The following is a 15,277-nucleotide window of genomic DNA, read 5'->3' on the forward strand; positions in this document are numbered from 1 at the left end:
TCTTATTAGTGTCTTTTTAATAAAATTTTGTATATTTGGGAAATAATTTAAATTAAATACCATGAAAACAATTAAAATAAATACTATGGAAATATTATATCACAAAACTAAAGGGCTCACTTATTTGTGGGTGGGTATGCCAAGTGCCTTTGAAACAATAAGCTGAGTTCCGCGCCTCTTTTTTTGGCTATATCTCAACTTCTCAAAGCTTCTTCACGATATCTAAAAGAATCGTAACCGTTTCTGTCTAACCTTTAACCGGTTTGCTTATGGTGTAGTTTCTTTTATTTTCATTTTTGATAATGCCCGGCCTGTATCTTGCTGAATTAGTCGGGGGAAGGGCCAGGTTATTTTGCCATTATTTTGCTCATTTACAATTATCCTGTATTTCTGCAAGAGTTCAGAACTTAAATCCACACAACAACTATTAAATATTTAAAATAACTATAAATCAAATTATGCCTATGCTGAACTAATTAACAAGAAAAGCCTTCTATAACATGTGTCCAAACTAGCATAGAAGGCGAGAGAAAACTAAAACTAACGTTTCATTTAATCCTATCTAAAATTATGAAAAATCTTTCATTAAACAAAGGCGCGCCTTGCTGTCTTTGCATTTTTATTTTTACGCTGCTGCTTTTCAATCCAGTCTATGCCACCCAAACAAGGCTCGAAAGTGACTTGAAGCAGGTACAGCAGAAAATTACTGGAACCGTTACCGATGCCGCCGGACCACTTCCAAGTGTAACGGTCATCGTAAAAGGAACCGCTATGGCTACCCTAACAGATGAAAAAGGTAATTTTTCAATTATGGCTAGCTCTTCGGATCTACTTGTCTTTTCATTTATTGGTTATACTACAAGGGAAATCTTAATTGAAAACCACACTTCACTAAAAGTACAACTCTTTGAAGATAGTACCCAGCTTAAGGAAGTGACTATAAATGCCGGATACTACTCTGTAAAGGAAAAAGAACGTACGGGCAATATTGTAAAAATTAAGGCAGCAGATATAGAAAAGCAGCCTGTGAACAACCCTTTAGCGGCAATGCAGGGACGTATGTCAGGAGTAAACATTACGCAAAGTACGGGGCTTCCCGGCGGTGCTTTTGATATTCAAATTCGAGGTCGCAATAGTATACGTACAGAAGGAAACGCCCCGCTTTATATTATTGATGGTGTTCCGTATGCTTCACAATCGGTGATGACAACAGGTCTTTCCGGTGGAATTATGCCCGGCACAACAAGCCCTCTTAATAGCATTAACCCCTCAGACATAGAGAGTATAGAAGTGTTAAAAGATGCTGATGCTACGGCTATATATGGTTCCAGAGGCGCGAATGGTGTGGTACTTATTACAACAAAAAAAGGAAAAGCAGGTGCAACACGATTTACAATCGGAAGTGCCACCACACTTGGGGTTGTCACAAGAAGAGTAAACCTGATGAACACGCAGCAATATATCGCCATGAGGGATGAAGCTTTTGCAAATGACGGTATAACTCAGTATCCCCAGTGGGAATATGATGTAAACGGTACTTGGGATCGCAACGGCTATACCGATTGGCAGGATAAGCTAATTGGCGGCACAGCCCAAATAAACACATTACAGGGATCTGTCTCAGGTGGTACAACAAAGACACAATTTCTTTTAAGTGGAGCATTCCGGGATGAAACGACTGTCTTTCCGGGCAGTTCAAAGTATAAAAAGGGTTCAGTGCATAGCAGTATTACCCACCGTTCTGATAATGAAAAATTCAGTCTGGTATTTTCCGCGGATTATGTTTCTGATAATAATGCACTACCGGGTATTGATTTGACTTCCGAGGCATACACGCTCCCTCCCAATGCACCTGCTTTGTATAATGAAAATGGAAAACTAAATTGGGAAAATGGGACATTCAATAACCCATTTGGTTATTTAGAAGGTAAATTTTCTACCCAAACACACAATCTGATTTCAAATGCAATACTGTCTTATAAGCTTAATTCAGCTTGGGAATTAAAAACAAGTCTTGGGTATAATGACACTCGGATATCTGAAACCAGAACAGCGCCATCAACAATGTACAATCCTTCCCAAGGGCTTACAAGTGCAAATTCATCTCTGGCGGTTAGCACTGGTGCACGGCGTTCGTGGATCGTTGAACCGCAGTTAAACTGGAATATAAACTGGGAGAAATTGAAATTAAATGCGCTTATCGGTACTACGTTTCAAGAGCAAGATGCTGAGCAACTTTCACAATCAGGTTCCGGATTCGCGAGTAACAGCCTGATCAATAATCTGGCAGCTGCAACAAACCGGGCTGTCCAAAGCCATATTTTAACACAATACCGATACAATGCGTTTTTTGCACGATTCAATGCAGTCTGGGCAGATAAATACATTGTTAATGTTACAGGAAGACGCGACGGTTCGAGCCGATTTGGTCCGGGAAATCGCTTTGCAAACTTTGGGGCAGTGGGCGCTGCATGGGTTTTCTCAAACGAGCAAGTCCTGAAAGATAATTTCACCGTTTTAAGTTTTGGTAAATTAAGAGCTAGTTACGGTATAACAGGCAACGACCAGATCGGTGATTACCAGTTTCTTGATACCTATTCTGTTTCAATAAACAATTATAACGGCATTATCGGAATGAGCCCCACACGCCTGTACAATCCACAGTTTGGCTGGGAATCCAACAGGAAATTTGAAGCAGCTATCGATCTTGGTTTACTGCGCGATAATGTGTTTTTCTCTGCAGCTTATTTCCAGAACCGTTCATCAAATCAATTAGTAGGTGTTCCATTACCGGGTACTACAGGATTTCCATCAATATTGGCAAATCTTGATGCAACTGTTCAAAACAACGGTATTGAGTTTGAACTACGAACACTCAACCTCAAAACAAAGGATTTTAACTGGGTAACAACCGTAAATTTCTCTCTTCTTAAAAATAAATTGGTTTCATTTCCTGCACTAGAAGGTTCAACCTATGCAAATTCATTAGTGGTAGGCCAATCGCTGGGTATTGCCAAAGTTTACCATTACACAGGTATCAATCCCCAAACGGGTATTTACACTTTTGAAGATTACAATGGTGATGGTAAAATCAATTCGAGTGACCGCCAATATATTGCAGATACCGCACCGCAGTACTTCGGTGGATTAGCAAACAAGCTCAATTACAGAGGTTGGGAACTGGATTTTCTTTTCCAATTTGTAAAACAGCAAGGCAGGAACTTTGCCCATACCGCACTGGCTGCGGGATTAATGGTAAATCAGGCTGTAGAAATAACAAGCCATTGGCCCAAGGACGCAACAAATGCCTATAGCCAAATATATACCAGCGGGCTAAATGATGATGCAATAAGTGCAGCCGACAGGTTTAGCAATAGCAGCGCATCCATAAGTGATGCATCATTCATACGATTAAAAAGCATCAGTCTTTCATGGCAGATTCCCGAGAACTGGAGTAAGACATTTACAGGGAAATTATACCTGCAGGGGCAAAACCTGCTAACTTTTACCAATTACAATGGTGCCGATCCAGAGAACCGTTCCGGATTATACCTGCCTCCACTTCGTCAATTCACAATTGGGTTTCAAATAAGTTTCTAATCTAAAAGCTATATACAATGAAAACATATAATTCTATAAAAATAGTATTGCTTCTAACCTTGACAAGCTGTTTTGGGGCTTGCGAAAGTTTCACTGAGGTAGATTTACCTCAATCACAGTTAACGGGTGAATCGGTTTATAATGATGTTTCAACAGCAAGAGCGGCACTCTCAGATATCTATGCACGAATGCGTGAGAGTGGTCTTGTTTGTGGAAACGGTCAGGGACTTTCTGCTTTAATGGCATCTTATTCAGACGAACTGGTTACTTATAGCAGTAGTTCCGCTGCTGCGCCTTATTACAACCATACGGTCAGCGCAACAAACTCATCTATTGCAAATTTTTGGAACACGGGTTATGGTCAGATATATGCTGCAAATGCACTAATCAAAGGATTGGAAAACTCGCAAGGCATAGAAACAGCGGATAAGGAAAAGCTAAAAGGTGAAGCATTGTTTATTCGTGCGTTGCTGCATTTTCACTTAATGAATGTTTTTGGCAAAATCCCATACATAACCACTACAGATTATCACGTTAATGCAGTGGTTCATAGGCAATCTCTACCTGAAGTATATCAGGCAATAATTGCCGATTTGTCGCAGGCAAAAACATTATTGTCCGACCCTTATGTTGCTTCTTTTCGAGTAAGGCCAAACAAAGCAGCTGTTTCAGCATTACTTGCACGTGTGTACCTGTACAATGGAAATTGGAATTTAGCAGCTACTGAGGCTGGTACAGTAATTAGTAATCCGCTTTATGCAATAGTACAAGACCCGGCAACAGTCTTTTTAAAAGAAAGCAACGAAACGATATGGTCGCTTCATGCGGGACTCGCAGGTGCTAACACTATTGATGCGCGGACATTTGTATTTACTGTAGCACCACCGCCTTTTTTCGCCCTTGATAATACACTGGTAAATGCATTCCCTGCGGGAGATTTGCGCCGTGTAAACTGGATAAAAAGTGTCACAAACGGCACCAATACTTGGTATCATCCCTTCAAGTACAAGCAAATAATAAATACCGGTGCGTCCAGAGAATTTACGATAATGTTGCGATTGGCCGAACAATATTTGACACGGGCTGAAGCGCGAACGTACCTTGGTGATCTAGATGGTGCGCGTAAGGATTTAAATGTAATTCGCCATAGGGCTGGACTTTCTGACAATGTTTCGCATAATCCTGCAGATTTACTCGAAGCCATTTTGATGGAAAGACGACTGGAACTTTTTACCGAACAGGGACACCGCTGGTTTGACCTTGTAAGAACAAATAAAGCAACAACTGTCATTGGAGCAATCAAGCCCGCATGGGATGTTACTCATCTTCTATTTCCACTACCAGAGACAGAAATCCTTTTGAACAGAAACCTATACCAAAACCCCGGATACTAAGAACATGTTAAGTAAAAATAGTTACATAGCAATTATAGTTATACTGTTTGGGTTCGTTGCAATTTATGGTCAGATTTCCAAAAAAAAGATGCGCTGGTCAGATGCAGACAAGTGGAATACACTCACAAGTGAGCAAATTTCTGCGGATGCCAAATGGATAAGCTACATTCTTGATTATGATACTGGTATTGACACGCTTTTTATACAAAATATAAAGACCGGTAAAAAGACTGCATACCCTGATTGTACCGATGCCTGTTTTAGTGAGGATGGTAAATGGGTTAAACTTTATGCGCCTCGGCGCGGCCTGATTTTGCGTAACCTCAATACAGGCAGTACCAAATCGTTCAAAGATATTGACAAAGCAGAATTCCTCAGTAAAGGAAAATACTTAGCAGCATTGGAGAACCACAAAGAAAAGCGGTTGCAAATCTTGAACCTTACTAACGGCAGCGAACATTTTTACCCGGGAATACTGTCTTTTAGCATACATGAGGCCTCCGGTATGGTGGGAATCACTTCCGAGAGCATATTGCTGTTACAGCCACAGCAAAACGGAAAATTTGAACCAACAACTATTGCAAAAGGCGCTGACTTTAGTAATGTGGTTTGGTCTGCAAATGGAAATACACTTGCTTTTATGCAGAAAAACGCAGGGGGTTACACTATTGGCTATTGCCAAAATCTCCTTAGAGAGCCTACTTTACAAATGTTGGATAGCAAAAGATTTTCGGTCTTGAAGGATCGTCACATTGACAGGCCTCTTGGCTCTACCGCTTTAGATATAAGCTCTGACGGCAATCGAATTGTCTTCCACTGCATAAAAGAAAAACCTGTGGATATACAGGTAATACCCGAGGTGTGGGATTCTGGAAGCCGGTGGGAATATCCACGCCACAAAATCTATGGAGACTATCAATATACACCAATGGTAACAGTATGGATTCCAAAGCAGGATAAGGTTTTGCAAGTCACCACTCAAGAGCGTCCTGTTGGAACTTTTACACCTGATTACAGGTTTTTTGTGGGCTATCATCCGCAGGATTACGAGCCACAATATGATGTTTATGGATATGCCGATTTTTACATTACAAATATAGAAACAGGCGCAACAACATTACTTATTCGAAAACAAAACCGCAAGCTATTGACCATGGGAGCATCCCAAAACGGGCGATACATCAGCTACTTTGATCTCAAGAATTGGTGGGTATATGACACCGGAACAATGAAACATACCTGCCTGACAGGCAACATCACTACGTCCCTGACAGATCTTAGAAACGACAGGCCCTCCCCACTGCATCCCTATGGAAGTCCTGATTGGACTTCCGATGGCAGGGTCATTATTTACGACCGAAATGATATTTGGCTGATATCTCCTGATGGCGAAAACAGGCAGCGAATTACCGATGGTTTTAAGCAAGGTATTACCTACAGGCTATCGGGAGTCAGCAAAAACAAATCGAAAGTAAACAGCTTCAATTTTGTTAGTGACTGTTACGACAATGAAAAAGGATTGATTCTGGAGTCGCAAGGGCAAGATAAAGCAACGGGATATTATTATTGGAACAAAAATAAACTGCAAAAGCTATTTTACACAGCGGCAAAAAATTCCCGTTTAAAAAAAGCGTATAATAAGAGCGCCTATATTTTTACAAACGAAACTGCTGTAACTGCCCCAAAACTAATGTTTCTCGCAGAGGGCAAATCTGAGGTTTTGGTACGAAGCAATACACATGAGGATAATTTCGAAAATGCAGCAGTTGGGCTTATTTCATATACAGATACGCGTGGGAACAACTTACAGGGAAAACTATATTACCCATCCAACTTTAGCCTAGGAAAGAAATACCCGATGATTGTCTCAATATATGAACGACAATCTTACTTATACCATTCTTATGCTAAGCCTACACAGTACGACACCTTAGGGTTTAGTCCGTTAAATTATGCTGCCGAAGGGTATTTGGTGTTATATCCCGATATCACTTACCAAGTTGGAGAGCCGGGCAGATCGGCAGTTGATTGTGTTGAAAGTGCAGTAAATACCGTTATAAAACTTGGTATTGTTGATCCCGACCACATAGGTTTAATTGGACATTCCTTTGGAGGTTATGAAACCTCTTTTATAGTAACCCAGTCAAAAATGTTTGCTGCAGCAGTAGCCGGAGCAGGTGTGACAGATATGATAAGTGGCTCATTGGATGTGCGCAGCAGGCAGACGCAAAACTCTAGATACGAGAATGGACAATATAGGATGGGGCGTTCATTATATGAAAACTTCGAGGGGTATATCGAAAATTCTCCTGTCACACAGGCAGCTTCTATTACTACGCCACTGCTGAGCTGGCACGGCAAACAGGATAGTTCTGTTAAATGGGAACAAAGCTTAGAGTTGCATGTGGCATTACGAAGGCTAGCAAAAAAACATACAATGCTTATTTATCCCGGAGAAGGGCACGCATTGGCCTCACCACAAACCTGTAAAGATCTCTCTGACAGGGTTCATAATTGGTTTGATTATTATCTTAAAGGAATTGACACTATGCCATAACGAAATTAAAACAATGCCGGAACAAATGTCCCGGCATTGCATTTTTACACAAATTACTGTGGTAATTTATGCAATGGTTCTGCACAGCTGCTGTCGTCCCACTCATAGAGAGTGGTAGTGCCGCTTTTACATAGTGGTCCCACATCATCAGTGGTACACTGTATGTTGGTTTCTGCACAGCTAACTGGCATTCTGCCAAATACAATTGCTAATGAAGCATCTTTTGAAGGCACCTTGCTAAAGGCAAATGCCCCAAAAGCAGCGATTAGAATGGCCGCCATTTGTAGCCCCGGTTTGAAAAATGTATTTTTCATGGTTGTTAATATTAAATTACGGTTTACTCTGTTACAGGTTTTCAACCTTCCCCTGCTGCTGATCAGTAGTTTTTTATTTTATTAGTAGCGAAGCTTATACACAACGATATCTTGCCCAAAAAAGGCAACCAGTCTGCCACTGTTGATTTTGAATTGCCTTACTTTTTTATTTCCTTTATTGTAGATGTAAAAACTGGAAATATATGTGCCGGTGTCAATATCATAAATATCAATGATGGATGCGTTTTTCCACATGGAGCTGCGCTCAAATTTCCCCATTAATGCCGCATTTATATAAAGGTAATTGTTATCGGTGACTGCGTCTTTATTTACAATCAGAGGCGGCCCTGATAACTGGCTCTGTTTTTCCTTAGAATGAAAGGCAACCTTAATTTTTGCAATCGTGTTGGTATCTATCGTTTTTCCACGGTACTCTAAATTGAGATCTTTATCGGCAACAATATATTGGTTTCGATAGTAGTAAGTATAGAGCAACTTTTGCATTTGAACGTTATAGAGCAGCATTCCATCAGTATCAAAGATTCCATCAATTTGCTTCTCCAGTAATTTATCCGAAAATTGCAGGTCTGAACCCGGATGGGCAGATACAATACCCAAAACATTTTCTTTTGACTTGGTATCAATACCCCTAAATGCAACAGTTACAGAATCTATAGGTTCAAAATTCGTAAAGAATACCTTTTTATTAGGCCACAACTGGGCCTTCCAATTCGATATTTTGCCACTAAAAAGACAGGGAACTGAACCATCAAAAACATAAAAATAAGGAGGGCGAACAGCAACTTTAATGGACTTAAAATTTAATTTAGTATCAGAAAGCGAAATCATATAACGTTCCTGTTTGTGCAATAATGTATCTAGAATAGTCACTGTAAGAGGAGCAGTAATATTGCCCAGATAGATTTTACCATTACCAAATCCTGCCAGATAATAACTGTTGAAATCAAGTTTCTTTTCAAAGATCGGACTGGCCATTGCAGGAGGGAAACGACGGATAAAATTATTTCGGTGATGAATTATGTCTTCTGATAATACAAAAAGTAGAACAACAATACCAATGCTAAAAAATATAGTAATAGAAAAGACACTGGCCAGCGAAGCAGGTTTTGAAATAAAGTATGTTTTTGGCATACCTCGGCGCAGTATCAGGATACCTGCTACGGCCAGCATTATGAAAACAAAATTAAAAATGAAATGTTCCTCCCATCCCATTTTTTCTAAGATTCCTCCACAAGAACAAGGGACAAATGGACTGTAATTTAAAATAATAAAAATGTATGTGGTAAATATAATCATCAGACACAAAGCTCCAAAAAGCCCCATAATTATGCATCTTTTTAAACCGATTAGCACTACAATTAATAATTCAAGAATAGGTACCATCCATGCAATATATCCGGCAAACGCACTTAATAGAGGAGACTGTCCCAACTGTACGCGGAAATTCTCAAAGTCAAGCAGTTTGCTTACAGCTGCATACACGAAAAGTAAGATATAAAGCAGGCAGATTATATCCACTATAGTGTTTTTAAAAGATATTGATGTTTTCATGTCATTGCATTTAATGTTTACATTATTGTGTATTCTAACTTGAAAAGTACCAATCCAGCCTGATATATGCAGTTTTTATTATCACATAATCAATACTTTACAAATATTTTACAAGTCGAAATTAAAACAAAACGACTATAGGATTGATGTAAAAAACGATCCAAAATTTGTAGAAAACGATCCGTTTTTAATATCTCTAAAAAAAAGACGATAAAAAAGGCCGACATACAGATGCCGACCTCATTCCATAGAGTAATCATGCTACATATTACGCTCCAGCCTCCGAATATCATTCTTTATTCCGATTAGAATATACTTTCAACCGATACAGATTATTTAACTTTCTTCAGTATCAATGTTAAGTTTAGACACCGGTAATGTTGAGGTTGATTATTATTTTCCTACGACTATAGTAACCAAGATGTCTTTCATTATAGATTCAAAATACTCTGGTAGTAAATAAATTTATAAGACACTCACAGCAATACTCTAAAAAATGTAAGCATGACCCAAAGGCAACATATTTGCAGGAGGATGGCATACGTCTTCCTATATAAAGTATAGTTTATCAATTGATTAGTGAAAAAATATTCAATCTTGTAAAAAATAAAATAAAAGTATTCCTTTTACATTTTGAGGTTTTTCCGTAATGATAAGGTAAAAATATTTTGTATGTTAGCCTCGGAAAAGTCTTACCTGATTAAAAATCAATTAACTGATTCATATCCACGCCAAGCGCGTCAGCAAGATCTGTGAGATAGATTAGGGACGGACTAATCCTGCCGTTTTCAATACGACTGATATAGGAGATATCCAAATCGCTGTCAATAGCAAGCTGGGCTTGAGTAAAGCCTTTGTCTTCGCGAATTTTCTTAAGGTTGGCTCCAAAATTTTGTAAATATTCTTTGTCTTTATCCCTCACAGGACAAAATTCAGAGTTCTAATAATAAATACTGTAGGACGTACGTCCAAGTTAGAAATAAAGTGAGAAATAATATTTTGTTAGTAATTCGTAATCTTATAATCGTTAGCGTCGTGTTTTGTGCGACGTATGTAAATGGTCAATCGATAACGCCAGGCTTACCAGAAAGTAAACCTCCGGTACCTTCTCTATATCCTTCGGGTATGAATAGTTTGCTCACTCCTTTGACTAATCAGTCATCAATTATTGGTAATAATTATCAGCAACAACAGAACAAGAGGATTATGAATGAAGTAGATCAGCATGAAAAGCTTCGTCAAGAGACGTTGAACAGCGTCAAATATGATATTGAAGAGTTTCGGCCTTCTATATATGACCTTCCATCTCTGTCAAAAATCCCTGGAACAGAATATTACACAGAAGTTTTTGACAAGATGCTTCATATTGATGTAAATAATTATTCGGTGAAAGATGTTAATTTCGATATTGAAAATGCCTACTTCGAAAACAAACTTGATAAAGTAGAATTTGATAAAATAATAAAACAAACTGCTGAATTTATTTTGGCGAAAATGAAAGAGAAGAACTTTGATATAAATAGTAATACAGCTAAAAACTTTATGCTTTTTGAATTCTTTACTCAACCTATACAGGTTAAAGGATTTAAAGAAAAACACTTTCCTATCAAATATGATTTTGAGGATTATTGGGGGAGAGAAAATTGGGCGAAAATGTTTGTAACAAAACTCCTAAAAACAAATTCAGGACAGTGTCATTCAATGCCGTTACTTTATTTGATACTCGCAGAAGCAATAGATGCAGAAGCTTATTTAGCACTTTCTCCCAATCATTCTTACATTAAATTCGAAGACGAAAAAGGAAAATGGTACAACCTCGAACTTACAAACGGAATGTTTACTGTATCATCTTTCATTCTAAATAATGGCTTTATAACAGCTGAAGCCATTCAGAATAAACTTTATATGCAGAATTTGTCAAAGAAGGAAATGCTTTCGCAATTTTATACCGATTTGGCCTCAGGTTATCTGCATAAATTTGGCTACGATGATTTTGTTGAACAAGTTGCAAATAAGGCTTTGGAGTTGAATCCCAACAGTATTAATGCCAATATGGTGAAGTCAAATTACAATGAGGCAAGGTTAAAATATGTTATTAGAAAGCTGGGAATTAATACTCAAACTCAGGAAGGACGGGAAAAAATATTAAATTATCCAAAGGCAGTAGAAATTCTGCAACAAATGCATGCGCAGTATAGTATAATTGATGAATCAGGTTTTCAGCAAATGCCGGCAGAAGCATATGAAAAGTGGCTGGGCTCGTTAAGAGCAGCTGAAAAGAAAGAGGAAAGCGAGAAATTGGCGAAACAATTTAAGGGAACAATAATAAAACTTAAAAATTAATTAATGACAAAAAAAAACTTGACGCTTATTTTACTATTGTTCACAACATTCTGTTTGGTTGCTCAGGACAATCAAAAACTATTTGATAACAGCTATGCTCTGCTAAATAATATGATTGAAAATGAAAGTAATTACAGTTTTAAAAAAGCAGTATTCTCTGTTGAGAATGCTTATTTAGATGGTAATCTGGACACACTTAAAATAAATAAGCAAATCAAATTATTAAATAATCTAAGTAGGTCATTAATCAAGGACAGGTTTTTGGTTTACATTGAAAAAGACAAAGAAAAGGTGAATAAATGGGCTTCTGTTTTTGAAGTAATGCACGACACAATTCCATTAAATATCAATGACACCATTTATAAATATGTGCCTTTCGGATACGATTTTAATGATGTTTTTGGCCATAGTACTAGAGAAAATCTCTTCGTGTCTAAACTATTAGAAACTCGAAAAGGTAATTGTCATTCTTTACCTTATTTATACAAAATATTAGCTGAAGAACTAGGTGTCGAAGCTAATTTAGCACTAGCACCCAATCATATATATATCAAGCATCGAAGTATAAAAGATGGTTGGTATAATACTGAACTCACAAGTGGAATTTTTCCTATTGATGCGTGGATTATGGCTTCAGGTTTTGTACATATAGATGCAATTAGTAATGGAGTATATATGAAAGCATTAAATAACAAAGAAAGCATTGCCCTTGTTTTAATTGATTTAGCAGATAATTACAATGTTAAATTTCCCTATAATGACGGAACTTTTATTTTAAAATGTTGTGAAACAGCAATAAAAGCTTATCCCAATTTTGCCACTGCATTGATTTTAAGAGCAGAAACACATTACAAACAAATTGAGAAAATACAAGACAAAGTAAAACATGATCTTGAATTTAAAGATTTAGAAAAAGAATATGCACATATTCATCAAATTGGGTATAGAAACATGCCAGAAGAAATGTACCTCAACTGGCTGGTATCGTTAAAAGAAGAACGCAGTAAATATGAAAATAAAAAAATGAATATCTTTAATAAAAATTAATACTTATGATGAAGTACTATTTCTTAGGTATTTTTTTGTTCACAATCGGAATATGTGCTCAGAAAAAAGAAAAACTTTCTAAAGAAGAAAAAACCAGAAGAGAAAAAAATATTCAGGCAGGAAACCCTTTTTCAAAATACGGCAGTAAAGCACCTGTTGCAACATTGAGTAAAGGAAAATATCTTGAGGTTCACGATTTAGACAGTATAGTGACTATAGGCACTATGCGTTGGCATGTTGATAAAAGAGAAATTGTAGGCAGAATTAGAATCGATTCATTGAATATTGATGCTCAACCAATTGGAGATACTCCAGGACGTTGGATGTCTATCGATCCACTAAGTGAAGAATATACAGAATGGTCTCCCTATAACATGTGTTTTGATAATCCTGTAAAGTTTGTTGACCCTGATGGGCGAGGCCCCTTGACAGATTTATTTAATCTTTCTGGCAGAAAAATTGGTACAGACGGTGTTAATAACGGAGTTAAGATGGTAGTTACGGATAATAGAGAAGCTCGACAAATTTCAAGAACACAAGGAAATATAGATTTAAGTACTGTGAATTCCGGCGTTACGTTACCAAGTGATGCAGTATTACAAGAAAGTCTAAACGTATTGAGTCGAACAGTTGCCAACGGGGGTCAACGAGAAGAATCTTCATTAGTTATGAATACAGGAGCTGTCGTTCAAGGGCAAACTGGTCCTATGCCAACGGTAGTTAATGGTGTGCAGATTGCTCCATCAAGTTTACCTGCTTTACCTGCTGGCACAACCCTAGGAGATGTTGCAGCTACAATACACTCGCATCCAACAACTGTAGCTCAAGTAGGCAATCAAGTCTTTCCTCAATCTGCGAGCGTTCCGTCGACAGGAGTCGGCTCAGATGGTCCAACTTTTCAACAATTTAATACTAATATAATTGTTGGTCCCTTAGGAACAATTTCAAACGTTACAGCAAATCCTAATGGAACTTTAAACATTCCTAACAGAACCAACGGGGCCGCTATCTACAATAGCGATTCAACTCCTAGAGTTGAATTAGAAAAAAGAGCAATTGAAAGAATATTAACTCCACAAAATTAACAAAATGAAGAAAATAATTATATTCTGCTTTTTGCTCTTGAGTTCAAAAAACCTTGTAGCACAGGAAATAAAAAATCTAAGTTTTATTTTAGTTGTAGATGATGAAATCATAAGCACAAAATCAAAACTAAGTTTTATAATCTCGACAGACACAACAACAGAAAATTTGCCAGCGGTATATTATCCAGGCACATTATCATTAAGTAAGTCAGATTATGAAAAAATAATCTCTCCCGCGACAAAGGCTATTCACTTAAAATACAATAACACAGTTTATCTAGATGGTAAATCTAATTATTACAATTTTGAGATAGAATATCAGAAAGCATGGTTACAGGATCTTTATAATATACTTAGGATCTACGATCTGAATAGCAAAAAATACAAGAAAAAGTTCGAACCTTTATCTTCAACTAAAAACTATACTTTTGAACTTACGAGTCCTAATTCAACGTTTTTGAGGGTTAGAAAAAAATAATCCATTGAGAATTTATTTACTATCACTTATTGCTACTTTATTTTTCGCAGTAAGTTGCAAGTCTAATTTTCCTATAATGGAAAATGAAAATTTGTATAAAGTTTATAAACTAGACTCTATAAATGATTATTACCTGATCTATGCCAAAAGACGCGATTCTTTATTTAAGATAGTTTCTAAAAAAGAGCTTGTTGAAAAAAATCAAGAAATAAAAGTGGATAAGTTTTATCCATTAAAACTACAATCTCGAAGGGAAAATTTGCCTACGATTGGTGGAGTTAAACTGGAGCCAATGAATTATCTAGATGTGGAATGTTTTGGGTATGATAAAAATACGACTATCTGCATTGAAAGAGACTCAATAAATGATCTTCATTATGCAGAAAACATCAAAGGGAAATATTTTATAAAACAGTAATAACCTAACAAATAAGGTTATCGGTTGGAGTTAATTTGTACCATCCATTAATTTTTGGATATCCTCATACCGATAGTACATTAACCCGCCGATTTTGTTGTAGGGAATAGTACCGTTCACCCGCAGATTTTGCAAGGTTCCGGCGGAAATATTTAGAAGTTTACGAACCTCATAGCTTTTAAGCCATACACGAGCTTCCTGACCTTGTTTCCGCGGATACTGCTGATATCTCCGAATTTCTTCTAACAGTTCTTTTTTAAATCTTTCAAGGTCATCCCGGGTAATAAGATCTACATTCATAATTCTCACTTTTAAATTGAACAATATCTAACTTAGATTTTGGCAGTTTTTACAAACCATTTGCAAATTAAACTCATGAGTGAATTGAAAAAGTAATAATGACCATGTTTGGCTGATTGTGGCTTTCCTTTACCGGAGAAATGCGGTTGTTATCATATACATACACAAA

The 15,277-nt window shown here is 37.3% G+C and carries 12 protein-coding genes; 8 read left to right on the forward strand and 4 right to left on the reverse strand.

The window, feature by feature from the left end:
- Positions 1-570: 570 nt before the first annotated feature.
- The 3 genes from ACN1CN_RS07745 (at position 571) to ACN1CN_RS07755 (ending at position 7,551) form a co-directional block, all read left to right on the forward strand.
- A complete protein-coding gene (locus ACN1CN_RS07745) occupies positions 571-3,600 on the forward strand; it encodes a SusC/RagA family TonB-linked outer membrane protein (RefSeq protein WP_419135239.1) in 3,030 nt (1,009 codons plus the stop codon).
- A gap of 47 nt (positions 3,601-3,647) precedes the next feature.
- Positions 3,648-4,994 (forward strand): RagB/SusD family nutrient uptake outer membrane protein, encoded by a 1,347-nt coding sequence (locus ACN1CN_RS07750; RefSeq protein ID WP_419135240.1) that lies wholly within the window; start codon positions 3,648-3,650, stop codon positions 4,992-4,994.
- A 313-nt stretch (positions 4,995-5,307) separates the two neighbouring features.
- Positions 5,308-7,551, forward strand: a complete 2,244-nt coding sequence (locus ACN1CN_RS07755; RefSeq protein WP_419135241.1) for a S9 family peptidase — start codon at positions 5,308-5,310, stop codon at positions 7,549-7,551.
- Positions 7,552-7,604: 53 nt separating this feature from the next.
- On the opposite strand, the gene ACN1CN_RS07760 is transcribed toward ACN1CN_RS07755, so the two are convergent.
- The 3 genes from ACN1CN_RS07760 to ACN1CN_RS07770 all read right to left on the reverse strand — a co-directional run bounded on the left by ACN1CN_RS07760 (position 7,605) and on the right by ACN1CN_RS07770 (position 10,359).
- The gene (locus ACN1CN_RS07760) at positions 7,605-7,832 is read right to left on the reverse strand and encodes a hypothetical protein (protein ID WP_419135242.1); all 228 of its coding nucleotides are present in this window, start codon (positions 7,830-7,832) and stop codon (positions 7,605-7,607) included.
- A gap of 114 nt (positions 7,833-7,946) precedes the next feature.
- The gene (locus ACN1CN_RS07765) at positions 7,947-9,437 is read right to left on the reverse strand and encodes a MauE/DoxX family redox-associated membrane protein (protein WP_419135243.1); all 1,491 of its coding nucleotides are present in this window, start codon (positions 9,435-9,437) and stop codon (positions 7,947-7,949) included.
- A gap of 700 nt (positions 9,438-10,137) precedes the next feature.
- A complete protein-coding gene (locus ACN1CN_RS07770; protein ID WP_419135244.1) occupies positions 10,138-10,359 on the reverse strand; it encodes a helix-turn-helix domain-containing protein in 222 nt (73 codons plus the stop codon).
- A 284-nt stretch (positions 10,360-10,643) separates the two neighbouring features.
- Here ACN1CN_RS07770 and ACN1CN_RS07775 point away from each other — a divergent pair, with 284 nt between their 5' ends.
- The 5 genes from ACN1CN_RS07775 (at position 10,644) to ACN1CN_RS07795 (ending at position 14,808) form a co-directional block, all read left to right on the forward strand.
- Positions 10,644-11,780 (forward strand): hypothetical protein, encoded by a 1,137-nt coding sequence (locus ACN1CN_RS07775; RefSeq protein WP_419135245.1) that lies wholly within the window; start codon positions 10,644-10,646, stop codon positions 11,778-11,780.
- Positions 11,781-11,783: 3 nt separating this feature from the next.
- Positions 11,784-12,827: a hypothetical protein gene (locus ACN1CN_RS07780; RefSeq protein WP_419135246.1), complete on the forward strand. Its 1,044-nt coding sequence runs from the start codon at positions 11,784-11,786 to the stop codon at positions 12,825-12,827.
- 5 nt (positions 12,828-12,832) lie between these two features.
- A complete protein-coding gene (locus ACN1CN_RS07785) occupies positions 12,833-13,912 on the forward strand; it encodes a hypothetical protein (protein ID WP_419135247.1) in 1,080 nt (359 codons plus the stop codon).
- Positions 13,913-13,916: 4 nt separating this feature from the next.
- The gene (locus tag ACN1CN_RS07790) at positions 13,917-14,390 is read left to right on the forward strand and encodes a hypothetical protein (RefSeq protein WP_419135248.1); all 474 of its coding nucleotides are present in this window, start codon (positions 13,917-13,919) and stop codon (positions 14,388-14,390) included.
- 76 nt (positions 14,391-14,466) lie between these two features.
- Entirely contained in the window at positions 14,467-14,808 is a 342-nt protein-coding gene (locus ACN1CN_RS07795; RefSeq protein ID WP_419135249.1) for a hypothetical protein, read from the forward strand.
- 30 nt (positions 14,809-14,838) lie between these two features.
- Here ACN1CN_RS07795 and ACN1CN_RS07800 read toward each other — a convergent pair whose 3' ends face one another.
- Entirely contained in the window at positions 14,839-15,108 is a 270-nt protein-coding gene (locus tag ACN1CN_RS07800; protein WP_310278312.1) for a helix-turn-helix domain-containing protein, read from the reverse strand.
- Between the last annotated feature and the right edge of the window lie 169 nt (positions 15,109-15,277).

Source organism: Flavobacterium sp. T12S277, from assembly GCF_048514875.1.
Classification (GTDB): domain Bacteria; phylum Bacteroidota; class Bacteroidia; order Flavobacteriales; family Flavobacteriaceae; genus Flavobacterium.

What these genes read in the sequence shown, in the direction of transcription:
- ACN1CN_RS07745 (WP_419135239.1), top strand. Translation starts at nt 571, where the DNA reads ATGAAAAATCTTTCATTAAACAAAGGCGCGCCTTGCTGTCTTTGCATT.
- ACN1CN_RS07760 (WP_419135242.1), bottom strand. Translation starts at nt 7,832, where the DNA reads ATGGCGGCCATTCTAATCGCTGCTTTTGGGGCATTTGCCTTTAGCAAG.
- ACN1CN_RS07765 (WP_419135243.1), bottom strand. Translation starts at nt 9,437, where the DNA reads ATGAAAACATCAATATCTTTTAAAAACACTATAGTGGATATAATCTGC.
- ACN1CN_RS07775 (WP_419135245.1), top strand. Translation starts at nt 10,644, where the DNA reads ATGAATGAAGTAGATCAGCATGAAAAGCTTCGTCAAGAGACGTTGAAC.
- ACN1CN_RS07780 (WP_419135246.1), top strand. Translation starts at nt 11,784, where the DNA reads ATGACAAAAAAAAACTTGACGCTTATTTTACTATTGTTCACAACATTC.
- ACN1CN_RS07785 (WP_419135247.1), top strand. Translation starts at nt 12,833, where the DNA reads ATGATGAAGTACTATTTCTTAGGTATTTTTTTGTTCACAATCGGAATA.
- ACN1CN_RS07790 (WP_419135248.1), top strand. Translation starts at nt 13,917, where the DNA reads ATGAAGAAAATAATTATATTCTGCTTTTTGCTCTTGAGTTCAAAAAAC.
- ACN1CN_RS07795 (WP_419135249.1), top strand. Translation starts at nt 14,467, where the DNA reads ATGGAAAATGAAAATTTGTATAAAGTTTATAAACTAGACTCTATAAAT.
- ACN1CN_RS07800 (WP_310278312.1), bottom strand. Translation starts at nt 15,108, where the DNA reads ATGAATGTAGATCTTATTACCCGGGATGACCTTGAAAGATTTAAAAAA.